Here is an 11931-nt window from a genome sequence, read left to right as displayed (position 1 = left end):
GCGGCGGCTTGCAGGGCAGGGGCGGGCGCCGCGTTGCGGGCGGCGTACTGCTGCGTGATCCATGCGCTGGCCAAGCCTGCGCCCAAAGCCAGGCACACGATGAGCACGAAGGGCCAGGGCGAACGCTTGGCGGGCCGGGCGGCGCGCCTGCTGCCGCTGCGGCGCCTGCGCCTGCGTTTGCGCTCTGGCTCGTAGTCCATGACCATGGTTGCGGGCGAAAGCGGGGCGAGCAGCCCGGCGCATTTGCCGCAGTATTTGGCGGTTTCGCGGTTGGGAGCGCCGCAGTTGGGGCAGAAGATGGTGCTCATGGCAAGGCCGTCATGGCAGGGGGCATGGCGAAGGGCAAGAGACGGCGGACGGTTCAGCGGCGCGCGTGAAGACCAGATCCCACACGCCGTGGCCCAGGCGCAGGCCGCGCTGCTCGAACTTGGTCAAGGGGCGGTAGGCGGGCCGGGGGGCGTAGCCGCTGGCCGTGTTTTGCAGCAGGGCTTCGGCGCTGAGCACTTGCAGCATTTGCTCGGCGTAGGGCTGCCAATCGGTGGCGCAGTGCAGGTAGCCGCCGGGGGCCAGGCGCAGGGCCAGCTCATGCGCGAAGGCGGGCTGGATGAGGCGGCGCTTGTTGTGGCGCTTTTTGTGCCAGGGATCGGGAAAGAAGATGTGGATGCCGTGCAGGCTGCCGGGGGCGATCATGCTTTCGAGCACCTGCACCGCGTCGTGCTGGAGGATGCGGATGTTGTCCAGCCCTTGCTCGCCCATGAGCTTGAGCAGCGCGCCCACGCCGGGCGCATGCACCTCGCAGCCGATGAACAGCGCCTCTGGCATGAGACGGGCGATGTGCGCCGTGGCCTGGCCCATGCCGAAGCCGATTTCAAGCACGGTTTTTTCATAGCGTTTTTGGCCGTTTGCGCTGGCGCAGGCTGAAAAGCTTGCTATCAGATCCGTAGTGGCCGGATCGAAGGGCAGCACATAGCGCGGCCCCAGCTCGGCCAAGGCGCGGGCCTGCCCGGTGGTGACGCGGCCCGCGCGGGTGACGAAGCTGCGGATGGCGCGAGGGCGCGCCGCGCTGACGGGCGCGCCAGCCTCATCAAGCGCGCCAGGCGCAGCGGCGGCATGGGTTTCGGGCAGAGCGGTCACGGCGTGTCGTGTTCCGTGGGAGCTGCTGCGCCGCTGGCTGGCGGGGTGCCGCCCAGCGCGTGGGCCAGTGCGGTTTCAGGCGTGATGGCGGGCGTGGCGGAAGGCGCGCTGGCGGCCTCTTGCGGCTTGGCCCTGGGCCGCTTGCGGGCGGGCGCGGGCGGCTGCGCGCGCGAGTAGGGGCGCAGCACGTTCACCAGCTGGGCATAGACGCGCGGATTGCCGGCCAGGCATTCGCGCGGCGTGATGAAGTCGGCCTCGCCCGTGAAGTTGCCCACCAGGCCGCCCGCCTCCGTGACCAGCAGCGCACCGGCTGCGGTGTCCCAGGCTTGCAGGCCAGTCTCAAAAAAGCCGTCGGAAAAACCAGCGGCCACGTAGGCCAGGTCCAGCGCGGCTGCGCCGGGGCGGCGCAAGCCGGCGGTGCGTTTCATCATCTCGGCCATGATTTGCAGGTAGCCCTGAAAGTCATCACCCTTGCGGAAGGGAAAGCCCGTGGCGACCAGGCAGTCGCCCAGCTGCGTGCGGCGGCTCACGCGGATGCGGCGGTTGTTCAGATACGCGCCGCGCCCGTGCGAGGCCATGAACAGGTCATTGCGCGAAGGGTCGTACACCACGGCCTGTTCCACGCGCCCGCGCACGCTCAGCGCGATGCTCACGCAATAAACGGGAAAGCCGTGAATGAAATTGGTGGTGCCGTCCAGCGGGTCAATGATCCAGACGTGATCCGACTGGCGGTTGCCCCGCTCCTGGCCCGACTCTTCCGCCAAAATGCCGTGTTGCGGATAAGCCGAAAGCAGCGTTTCAATGATGGCGTTTTCGCTCGCGTAATCCACCTCCGTCACGAAATCATTCACCTGCTTTTGCGACACGCGCACCGCCTCCACATCCAGCGCCGCGCGGTTGATGATGGAGCCAGCGGCGCGGGCGGCCTTGATGGCGACATTGAGCATGGGGTGCAGGGAAAACGACATAAGGAAAAGAAACGCGGAAAAACGCTGGCGCTGGCAAAAGCGGCTGATTTTCTCATGGCAGCGCTGCCTGCGCAGCCAGATCAGGCAGCCATTGCCCGCCCGTTTCGTGCCCTGCGGCCACGGGCAAAGGCGGCGTATTGGGCGTCAGCGGCTGCCCCGTGAGCGACCAGCGGTGGCGCAGCGCGAATTCAAACCTGGGCGCAGCCTGGCGGCAGGCAATGTCCTGCCGGGCGAAATCGGGCGCGAAATCCGCACACGGCAGCCCCGCCGCGCCCAAATGCCCGCCGCCCGCAGGCAGGGCAGGGCGGCCCTCCACCGCCGTGGCGTAAAAGGCGTGCAGCGCCCCATCTGGCAAACGCAGCAGCAAAACGTGCAAGCTTGCGCCCTCCGGCAGTTGCGCGCCCCTTGGCAGTGCGGGCGCCTCGGCCCAGCGATAGCGGCCAGGCGCCAGATTCGCCACGTGCAACCCTTGCGCAGCAGCCAGCTCTGCGGCAGGCCGGGCGGACATCACCTGCCAGCCAAGCCAGCCAAAAGCCAGCAGTCCCAGCGCGGCCAGGCCCGCCACGGCGCGCGCCAGCTGCCGCCTGCGATACAGCGCCCCAGTCATTTTTGACAGCCGTCAATCACGCGCATGGGCGGCGCAGGCACAATGCCTGCGAGAGAGGTTTTTGTTGCCAACCCCTGAAAGGAGATGTCCGTCATGTTCAAACACATTCTGGTGCCCGTTGATGGTTCCGCCACGGCCTTTTCCGCCGTAGACAACGCGCAGGCCCTGGCCAAGGCATTCGGCAGCGAGGTCACGACGGTCTATGTGATTGACCCCTACCCCTTTACTGGCGTAGGCGCGGATTTTGCCTATGGTCAAGACCAGTACCTGACCGCCGCCACCGCTGAGGCCAATGCCGCCGTCGATGCCGTGGCCGCGCGCCTTGAAGAAGCCGGCGTGAAGGTGCACAAGCGCGTGGTAGAGGCCAACTCGGCCTCTCGCGGCATTCTGGAGGCCGCGCAAGCCGTGGGCGCTGATCTCATTGTGATGGGATCGCATGGCCGCCGCGGCCTTGAAAAACTCGTGCTCGGCAGCGTGGCCCAGCGCGTGCTCTCCGGCGCCACCTTGCCCGTGCTGGTCGTGCACGGCAAGCAGGCGCAGCAGTAAGCCAGGGCCAATCATTTCCCTTTCCACCCGCCTCACAGGCCCGCATGCTTCTGGCAAGGCATGCGGGCCTGTTTTCATGCCTGCTTCGCATGGCAGACACCAGGGCGGGTAGTCCTTGGGTAGTGCGCGCTATCGACGGTCAGTGGTTTGGCAGCCCGTGGCCTGCACATAAAAGATGGCGTTGATCATGTTCCGGGCGCTATGCACCCGGGGCCTGCCTTCACGCTGACCTGCCGGAAAGTGCTTTTGCACCCCACTGTTCAACGGTCGTGTCACTTGGATAAATGACGGTCGTTTGCCGCAAATTTCCTTTTTGGTGACAGGCCCTTACAGGCGCACCAACCGCTGTAGCGCGGCTTGCAGGGTTTCGTCTTTCTTGGCGAAGCAAAAGCGGATGAGTTTTTGGTCCAGGCCGTCGGCGTAGAAGGCCGAAAGCGGAATGGCGGCCACGCCGATTTCGCGTGTGAGCCATTCGCAAAACGTCGCCTCGGGCAAGTCGCGCTCGGGCACGTGAAGCTCTGAAATATCGGCGCACTGAAAGTAGGCGCCCTCGCAGGGCAGCAGGCGAAAGCGCGTTTGCGCCAGGCCCGCGCGAAAGCGGTCGCGCTTGGCGGCGTAAAAGGCGGGCAGCTGCTGCCAGGGCGCGGGGTTTTGCATGTAGGCGGCAATGCCGTGCTGCATGGGCGTGTTCACGCAAAACACGTTGAACTGGTGCAGGCGGCGCAGCTCGGCCGTGAGAGCCGCCGGGGCGGCCACGTAGCCCACTTTCCAGCCCGTGACGTGGAAGGTTTTGCCAAAGCTGCCAATGACGAACGCGCGGCTGGCCAGGCCCGGCAGGCGCGCGGCGCTTTCGTGCCGCAGGGGGGCATAGACCATGTGGGCGTAAACCTCGTCGCTGATGAGCGCGATGCGCGTGGGAGCAAGGATTTCTTGCAGGCGCTGCATGTCGGCGGCGGACCACACAGTGCCGGTAGGGTTGTGCGGGGTGTTGATGATGAGCGCGCGCGTGCGCGGGGTGATGGCGGCGGCCAGGCGGTCAAAGTCGGGCCGGAAGCTGCCCGGCGCCAGCGGCACGCGCACGGCCGCCGCGCCCGCCAGGCGGATGCCGGGCAGGTAGCTGTCGTAGCAGGGTTCGAGCACGATGACTTCGTCGCCCGGCTGCGTGCAGCAAAGAATGGCGGTGAAGATGGCCTGCGTGGCCCCGGCGGTGATGGTGATTTCGCTCTCGGCGCTGTAAGCGTGGCCGTAAAGGGCCTGAAGCTGCGCGGCAATGGCCTGGCGCAGCGCGGGCACGCCCGGCATGGGGGCGTACTGGTTGTGGCCCGCGCGCATGGCCTGGGTCACGGCGTCAGTCAGCGCGGCGTCGCAGGCAAAGTCGGGAAAGCCTTGGCCGAGGTTGATGGCCTGGTGCCGCGCCGCCAGCGCGGACATGGCGCTGAAGATGTTGTCGCCCACGCCGGGCAGGCGCGTTTCAAGGGGAGGAAAAGGGGAAGCGGTATGAGGCATGGTGGAACGGAGGCTGGCAGGCCTCAGGCATGAAATCGGCCTGAAGTCCTAGTGGAATCAGCGCGGGCCGCTATGGTTTCCGTAGCATCTGTCAGAAAAACAGCAGCGTCAGCGCCACGAACAGGGGCGTGAGCAGCCCCACCGACCACAGCATGTAGCCAAAGAAGCTGGGCATGCGCACGCCGCGCTCTTCGGCGATGGACTTGACCATGAGATTGGGCGCGTTGCCGATGTAGGTGTTGGCCCCCATGAAGACCGCGCCCGCCGAAATGGCCGCCAGGGTGCTGGCCAGCGGCCCCATGAGGGCGGGCGCGCTGCCGCCGGCGGTGTTGAAAAAGACCAGGTAAGTGGGCGCGTTGTCCAGCACGGAGCTGAGCGCGCCGGCGGCCCAGAAATACATGGCGGGAATGGGCGAGCCGTCAGGCCGCGTGACGGCGTGCAGGATGCCTGCAAAAGGCCCCTGCATGCCCGCTTGCAGCATGGCGATGACGGGCGCGATGGTGATGAAGATGCCCGCAAAGAGCTTGGCCACTTCCAGCATCGGCTCCCAGGTGAACTGGTTGCTCCGGTGCGCAGCGGCGGGCGTGAGCCAGAGCGACAGGGCCGTGACGGCCACCAGCCCCGCATCGCGCAGCACATCGGGCAGCGAAATGTGCGCGCCCGCCACTTGCCACTGCACGCCGCTGTGCCAGGCCCCGCTCATCAGCACCAGCGCGGGAATGAAAGGCAGCAGGGCCAGATTGACCTTGCCCTCGAATTGCAACAGCGGCTGGCCGGGCGCGGCGCCAACGGCCTGGGGCTGCGGCCTGGGCCGGCGCGATTCGCGGCGCGCGTGCCAGGTGTCAATGGCGAAAAACAGGGCCAGCAGCGCGCCAATCAGCAGCAGCGTGTGCGGCCACAGGTGTTTGAGCGTCCAGAAAAAATCCACGCCCGCCAGAAAGCCCAGAAACAGCGGCGGATCGCCCAGCGGCGTGAGCGCGCCGCCCGCGTTGGAGACGATGAAGATGAAAAAAATGACCACGTGCGCCACCGCCCGCCGCCCTTCATTGGCCTTGAGCAGCGGGCGAATCAGCACCATCGACGCGCCCGTGGTGCCCATCACGCTGGCCAGCAGCGCCCCCACGGCCAGAAAACCTGCATTCACCAGCGGCGTGGCGCGCAAGCTGCTGCGCACGTGAATGCCGCCCGCCACCGTGAACAGCGCCAGCAGCAGCAAGATGAACGGGATGTATTCGGCCACCAGCGCGTGCGCCAGCCCCAGCAGCGCCGCCTGCACGCCGAAAACAGCGGCAAAAGGCAGCAAAAACAGCATGGACCAGCCCGCCGTGACCTTGCCGAAATGCTGGTGCCAAAAGCGCGGCGCGGCCATGGGCAGCAGCGCAATGGAAGCGAGCACGCCCACGAACGGCACGCCCCAGAGCGGGTGCAGCTGGCTGCCGTCCGGCCCCGCCGCCCGCGCCAGGGCGGGACAGGCCAGCAGCAAAGTCAGCAAGGCAAAGGGGCGGAACGCGTGGAGCGGGAGCATTGTTCTTATTCGGAGCGCAAGACGGGGAAAGGCAAGAAAGCTGGCGGCCGGAAGACGGCCGTCAGCTTCAGACGGCGGGCGGCGGAATCTGGAATACCTGCCGCAGGTAGGCCAGATAGTTCTCGTCATCGCACATGCCCTTGCCGGGCGTGTCAGACACCTTGGCCACGGGCTGGCCGTTGCAGCGCGTCATCTTGATCACGATTTGCAGCGGCTCGTAGCCCAGATCGTTGGTGAGGTTGGTGCCGATGCCGAAGGCCAGCTGGCAGCGCCCCTTGAAGCGCTGATACAGCTCAATGGTGCGCGGCACCGTCAGGCCGTCAGAGAAGATGAGCGTTTTGGTGCGCGGATTGATGCGGTGCTGCGCGTAGTGCGCCAGCATGCGCTCACCCCAGGAAAAGGGATCGCCGCTGTCGTGGCGCGCGCCGTCAAAGAGCTTGCAGAAATACAGATCGAAGTCGCGCAAGAAAGCGGCCATGCCGTACACGTCAGACAAGGCAATGCCCAGATCGCCCCGGTACTCCTTGGCCCATTTCTCGAAACCGAAAATCTGGCTGTCGCGCAGGCGCGGCCCCAGCGCCTGGCAGGCTTGCAGGTATTCGTGCGCCATGGTGCCCAGCGGCGTCAGCCCCAGCCGCATGGCGTACAGCACATTGCTCGTGCCCGCCAGCTGGCCGCTGGCGCCCGTGCCCAGCCCCTGCATCAGCTGGCGCAGCAGCCCCTCGTGCCACACGCGCGAAAAGCGCCGGCGCGTGCCGTAATCGGCAATCTTGAGTTCTTGCAGCCCATCGGCCTTGAGCTGGGCCATCTTGCCGTGCAGGCGGCGGTCGCCCTCGGCCAGGTCGGGGCGCGGCTGCGTGTTGCGGAAGTACACCTCATTGACGATGGCCAGCAGCGGAATCTCGAACAAGATGGTGTGCAGCCACGGCCCCTGGATGACGATGCTGATTTCCTCATTGGGCAGCGGCTGGAGCGTCACGTACTTTTCGTTGAGGCGGAAGATGCCCAGGAAATCGGCAAAGTCGCTCTTGATGAAACGCAGCGAACGCAGATAGGCCAGCTCCTGCTCCGCGAAACGCAGCGAACACAAATGGCGGATTTCCTCGCGAATCTCCTCCACATACGGCGCCAGCCGGATGCCCGGGTTGCGGCACTTGAAGCGGTACTCCACCTGCGCGCCCGGAAACTGATGCAGCACCACCTGCATCATGGTGAACTTGTACAGATCGGTATCGAGCAGGCTTTCAATGATCATGGGCCATCCGCGCGCAGGGGGGAAGCAAGGGGAAAAAACGGCGCGAGAGTTTAACGGCGCTGCCTGCCGCCGCCCTGTCATGATCGGCCCTTTCGCCCTTTGCGGCCAGACTTTGAACAGGCTCCCACGCCATCACCCGAAAGGAAACATCATGACCTTCTCCCTCCAGGGCAAAACCGCGCTCGTCACCGGCTCCACCAGCGGCATCGGCCTGGGCATCGCCATTGAACTGGCGCGCCAGGGCGCCAGCCTCGTGCTGAACGGCTTTGGCGACGCCGAAGCAGCCAAGGCGCAGATTGCCGCGCTGGGCGCGCGCGTGGAGCACCACCCCGCCGACATGAGCCGCCCTGCCGACATCGCCGCCATGATGGAATTCGCCGCCAGCCGCTTTGGCGGCGTGGACGTGCTGGTCAATAACGCCGGCATTCAGCACGTGGCCAGCGTGCAGGACTTTCCGCCCGAAAAGTGGGATGCCATCCTCGCCATCAACCTCAGCTCCGCCTTCCACACCACGCGCCTGGCGCTGCCGCACATGCTGCGCCGCAACTGGGGCCGCATCATCAACGTCGCTTCCGCTCACGGCCTGGCGGCCTCTGCTGGCAAAAGCGCCTACGTGGCCGCCAAGCACGGCCTCATCGGCCTGACCAAGGCCGTGGCGCTGGAAAACGCCACCACCGGCGTCACCTGCAACGCCATCTGCCCCGGCTGGGTTCTCACCCCTCTGGTGCAAAAGCAGATTGACGACCGCGCCTCGCAGCAAGGCATCAGCGTGCAGCAGGCGCAGGAAAACCTGCTGCGCGAAAAAGAGCCTTCCCTGCAATTCACCACCCCGCAGCAACTGGGCCAGATGGCTGTTTTTCTGTGCTCTCCCGCCGCTGACAACATGCGCGGCATCGCCTGGTCCAACGACGGCGGCTGGACGGCGCAGTAACCCCCTCGCCTGTCCCTTGACGCCATTGACAAAGCCGCCCCCCGGCCCCATGTGAGCGCCCATGTCTGAACTGCACAAATTCATCTTCGATGGCCTGCCCGTGCGCGGCCAGCTGGTGCGCCTGACGGACGCCTGGCAGCAAGTGCTGGCCCGCCGCGCAGCCAATACGCAAACCGGCCCGTGGCCGCAGCCCGTGGCCGCGCTGCTGGGCGAGATGACGGCCGCCGCCGTGCTGATGCAGGCAGGCATCAAGTTTGACGGCGCGCTGGTGCTGCAAATGATGGGCGACGGCCCCGTCAAACTGGCCGTGGCGGAGGTGCAGTCTGATTTGCGCCTGCGCGCCACCGCCACCGTGGCGGGCGAAGTGCCCCCGGGCGCCACGCTGGCAGATATGGTCAATGCCCACGGCAAGGGCCGCTGCGCCATCACGCTGGACGCGCGCGGCCGCCTGCCCGGCCAGCCGCCCTACCAGGGCGTGGTGTCGCTGGCAGACGCGCCCGATGTGGCCACGGCGCTTGCGCACTACATGCGCCAGTCCGAACAGCTGGACACCACGCTGGTTCTGGCTGCTGATGAACACGTGGCGGCGGGCCTGCTTATCCAGCGCCTGCCCGTGCAAGGCCAGGGCAACCTCTCGCAAAGCCATGTGGCGCGCGAGGATGCGGGCGATGCTGGCGGGGATGACTGGCGCCGCATCAGCCTGCTGGCGCAAAGCCTGCAACGCCAGGAATTGCTCTCTTTGAGCGCCGATGAAATCCTGCACCGCCTGTTCTGGCAAGAGCGCGTGCTGCGCTTTGAGCCGCAAACCGCGCGCTTTGCCTGCTCTTGCAGCCGCGAGCGCGTGGCCGCCATGATTGCCGGACTGGGCCGGCATGAGGCCGAAGACATCCTGCGCGAGCAAGGCCGCATCGAAGTGGGCTGCGACTTCTGCGGCCAGCAGTACCGCTTTGACGCCGTGGACGTGGCCCGCCTTTTCACTCCGCCCGCCCAGCAGCCGCAAGCGCCGCAGGGCCTGCAATAAGCGCGGAGCCTGCATCGGGCCGCCCCCAAAAAACCGCCTCAAAAAAAGCAAGCCGTGGCCCTGCGCTTTGACGTGCTCACGCTCTTTCCGGAGCTTTTCGCCCCCTTTTTGCATGCGGGCATCACGCGCCGCGCCTGGGCGGACGGCCAGATGCGCCTGAAGCTCTGGAATCCGCGCGACTGGGCCGAAGGCCGCTACCGCCGCGTGGACGACCGCCCCTTTGGCGGCGGCCCCGGCATGGTCATGCTGGCCGAGCCGCTGGCGCGCTGCCTGGCCGCCGCGCAGGCCGACCGGCTGGCAAGCGGGCCGCAAAGCGGCCAGCCGCACGAGGCAGGGCAGGGCGCTGAACAAGAAAGCGCCCCAGTCCCCGTCGTGCTCTTTTCCCCCGCAGGCCCGCGCCTGAACCACGCCGCCGTGCAAAGCTGGGCCGCAAGCCGTGGCGCCATCCTCATATGCGGGCGCTACGAAGGCATTGACCAGCGCTTTATCGACCGCCACGTCACTCACCAAATCAGCCTGGGCGACTTCGTGCTCTCCGGCGGCGAAATCGCGGCGCTGGCCCTGCTGGACGCCGTGGCCCGCCTGCAACCGGGCGTGCTGGGCGACGCGGGCAGCCACCAGCTCGACAGCTTCAACCCCGCGCTGGACGGCCTGCTCGACTGCCCGCACTACACCCGCCCCGAAGTGTGGCAAGGCCAAAGCGCGCCTGCCGAGCTGCTCAGCGGCCACCACGCCCGCATTGAGCAATGGCGCCGCGCCCAGAGCCTGCAACTCACCGCCCGCCAGCGCCCCGACCTGCTGGCCGCCGCCCGCGCCGCAGGCTGCCTGACGGCGCAAGACGAGCAGACCCTGGCCGCGCTGAACAAGCCATGAGCGTTTCCGCTCGCACGGCCTCACCGCGTGAGCCTGCGGGCTTGGAACAAGCGAAAAATGAGCAAGGCACAGCCCAAGACAGACAGGACGCAAACGCTATTTGCGCTCCTTTATCCATAGCATGATGTCCTAGGGCCTGTCTGGCAAAAACGCTTTGATGCCGTCAGCGGCCAGCCAGATATGGAATACGCCATGGCCGATGCCGTGATCGTGAAAGTGCATCGTCACGGCCAAGGCGCAAGGGGGTTCAAAACCAAGCCATAGGCCACTCACGCAGAGGCGTGAGAGCCAAGATACGGGCCTTGTGCCATGCGCTAGGCAATCTGCTCAAGTTCGTTCTGGTCTCATTGAAAACTTCTTGGGCAAGCTCAAGGAGTTCAAACGCATTGCCATGCGCAGTAAATCTGATCAGCGCGCCGGCGGATCCGGGTTTGCGAGTTTGTTCGCAATCTGCCTGCGGGCGGGCTTTGGGCAGGTTTTCAGGGCCGGGCTGCGTTGGCTGGCTTCGTGCTGGCCGCGCCGCTTGTGCCGGTTTCGGGCACGTAGACCATGCTGCCGTCTTTCATGCGGTAGGCCACGCCGGCTTTGGTGCCCTGGCCTTCGCCGATGGCGCCGCTGGATTGGTAGTGCTCCAGTTTTTCGCCCTGCTTGATGATGATTTCCATGTTGGGCTGGCCTTCGTTTTTGATGATGGTGACGCTTTGCGCCGTGAAGGGGTTGATGGGGCTGCTGGCCACGGCCAGCAAAAGGGCGGCGATGATGACGAGAAAGACGTCGATGAGATTGACGACGGACAGCAGGGGGTCGTCGTCTTCGATGTCGTCCAGCAGGCTGGTTGGGCGGCTGGCGCTCATGGTTGCGCTCCTGCCGGTTCTTCAAGTTGCGGGGCCTGGCGCAGGCGTTCGATGGCGAGCAGGTCTTGCGCGTACCAGCGGCGGCGCACGTGGACGGTGGCGTAGGTGATGGCGGCGGCAATGAGGGCCAGGATGACGGCGGAAAAAGCAATGGTCAGGCCGCGCGACATTTCGGTGAGCTGGCCTTCGGCCAGGGCTTGCAGGGCAGGCCCCATGGGGATCATGGTGGCCACCAGGCCGAGCAGGGGGGCGACGCGGGCGGCGATGCGGGCGGCTTCCATGCGTTTGAGGGCCAGGGCTTGCAGCTCGCTTTGCGTGAGGGCGGGGTTCTGGCTCCAGGCTTGCAGCAGCTCGTGCCCGGCCGTGTCGCCACGGCGGGCGGCGCTGGCGCGTTGCACGGATTGCCAGATGAATGCGCCCAGGGCAAAGAAGGCGTAGGCAAAGAGCGCGCCCACGAGGATGAGCACGGGGGTGAGAAAGAGTTGGCTGACGCCGTACATGGCGGTTTCGATGGGGTTCACGGCTGGGTTACTCCTTTGAGTGGATGAGAAAAGTGGCTCCCTGATGAATGGAATGAGCGGGATGCCCGGGTTCAGGCCGGGCGTTTGTTGCGTGCAGGGCAGGGCGGGGCAGGACGGGAAGTTAGCGGCGTGGTTTGCTTTCAAAAGAAGAGCTGATTTGAAGGGGTGGGAAACGGCTTCTGCGCAGTTT

Annotated in this window: 13 protein-coding genes; 4 read left to right on the top strand and 9 right to left on the bottom strand. The window is 66.2% G+C overall.

Annotation, left to right across the window (positions count from 1 at the left end):
• From C1720_RS11110 to C1720_RS11095, 4 genes are all read right to left on the bottom strand, one after another.
• Window positions 1–308 (bottom strand): zinc ribbon domain-containing protein (locus C1720_RS11110; protein ID WP_199170996.1); only part of this gene is annotated, 308 nt, incomplete at its 3' end.
• A gap of 10 nt (window positions 309–318) precedes the next feature.
• Complete coding sequence (trmB, locus tag C1720_RS11105; RefSeq protein WP_439650775.1) at window positions 319–1125, bottom strand: tRNA (guanosine(46)-N7)-methyltransferase TrmB; 807 nt, start codon at window positions 1123–1125, stop codon at window positions 319–321.
• A 5-nt stretch (window positions 1126–1130) separates the two neighbouring features.
• Entirely contained in the window at window positions 1131–2102 is a 972-nt protein-coding gene (locus C1720_RS11100; RefSeq protein WP_102284241.1) for an inositol monophosphatase family protein, read from the bottom strand.
• Window positions 2103–2154: 52 nt separating this feature from the next.
• Window positions 2155–2709: a hypothetical protein gene (locus C1720_RS11095; protein WP_102284240.1), complete on the bottom strand. Its 555-nt coding sequence runs from the start codon at window positions 2707–2709 to the stop codon at window positions 2155–2157.
• A gap of 93 nt (window positions 2710–2802) precedes the next feature.
• Here C1720_RS11095 and C1720_RS11090 point away from each other — a divergent pair, with 93 nt between their 5' ends.
• Entirely contained in the window at window positions 2803–3255 is a 453-nt protein-coding gene (locus C1720_RS11090; protein WP_050716304.1) for a universal stress protein, read from the top strand.
• A 327-nt stretch (window positions 3256–3582) separates the two neighbouring features.
• On the opposite strand, the gene C1720_RS11080 is transcribed toward C1720_RS11090, so the two are convergent.
• The 3 genes from C1720_RS11080 to pncB form a co-directional block, all read right to left on the bottom strand.
• Window positions 3583–4761 (bottom strand): pyridoxal phosphate-dependent aminotransferase, encoded by a 1179-nt coding sequence (locus C1720_RS11080; protein ID WP_102284238.1) that lies wholly within the window; start codon window positions 4759–4761, stop codon window positions 3583–3585.
• Window positions 4762–4852: 91 nt separating this feature from the next.
• Window positions 4853–6286 (bottom strand): sodium:proton antiporter, encoded by a 1434-nt coding sequence (locus C1720_RS11075; RefSeq protein WP_102284237.1) that lies wholly within the window; start codon window positions 6284–6286, stop codon window positions 4853–4855.
• A gap of 67 nt (window positions 6287–6353) precedes the next feature.
• Complete coding sequence (pncB, locus tag C1720_RS11070; RefSeq protein WP_102284236.1) at window positions 6354–7541, bottom strand: nicotinate phosphoribosyltransferase; 1188 nt, start codon at window positions 7539–7541, stop codon at window positions 6354–6356.
• A 151-nt stretch (window positions 7542–7692) separates the two neighbouring features.
• On the opposite strand from pncB, the gene C1720_RS11065 reads away from it, so the two are divergent.
• From C1720_RS11065 to trmD, 3 genes are all read left to right on the top strand, one after another.
• Entirely contained in the window at window positions 7693–8472 is a 780-nt protein-coding gene (locus tag C1720_RS11065) for a 3-hydroxybutyrate dehydrogenase (protein ID WP_102284235.1), read from the top strand.
• Window positions 8473–8533: 61 nt separating this feature from the next.
• Window positions 8534–9493: an Hsp33 family molecular chaperone HslO gene (hslO, locus tag C1720_RS11060; protein ID WP_102284234.1), complete on the top strand. Its 960-nt coding sequence runs from the start codon at window positions 8534–8536 to the stop codon at window positions 9491–9493.
• Window positions 9494–9553: 60 nt separating this feature from the next.
• Window positions 9554–10366 carry a tRNA (guanosine(37)-N1)-methyltransferase TrmD gene (gene trmD / locus C1720_RS11055; protein WP_102284646.1) on the top strand — a complete coding sequence of 271 codons (813 nt, stop codon included), beginning with the start codon at window positions 9554–9556 and terminating at the stop codon, window positions 10364–10366.
• A gap of 479 nt (window positions 10367–10845) precedes the next feature.
• On the opposite strand, the gene C1720_RS11050 is transcribed toward trmD, so the two are convergent.
• Together C1720_RS11050 and C1720_RS11045 are read right to left on the bottom strand one after the other, a co-directional pair.
• Window positions 10846–11220: a DUF2149 domain-containing protein gene (locus C1720_RS11050; protein WP_102284233.1), complete on the bottom strand. Its 375-nt coding sequence runs from the start codon at window positions 11218–11220 to the stop codon at window positions 10846–10848.
• Window positions 11217–11741 carry a MotA/TolQ/ExbB proton channel family protein gene (locus C1720_RS11045; protein ID WP_233199950.1) on the bottom strand — a complete coding sequence of 175 codons (525 nt, stop codon included), beginning with the start codon at window positions 11739–11741 and terminating at the stop codon, window positions 11217–11219. The genes C1720_RS11050 and C1720_RS11045 overlap by 4 nt, the downstream gene beginning before the upstream one ends.
• Window positions 11742–11931 lie beyond the last annotated feature (190 nt).

It is taken from the genome of Ottowia massiliensis (assembly GCF_900240305.1).
GTDB classification, from domain to species: domain Bacteria; phylum Pseudomonadota; class Gammaproteobacteria; order Burkholderiales; family Burkholderiaceae_C; genus Ottowia; species Ottowia massiliensis.
This window is presented reverse-complemented; position numbering and strand designations above follow the sequence as displayed.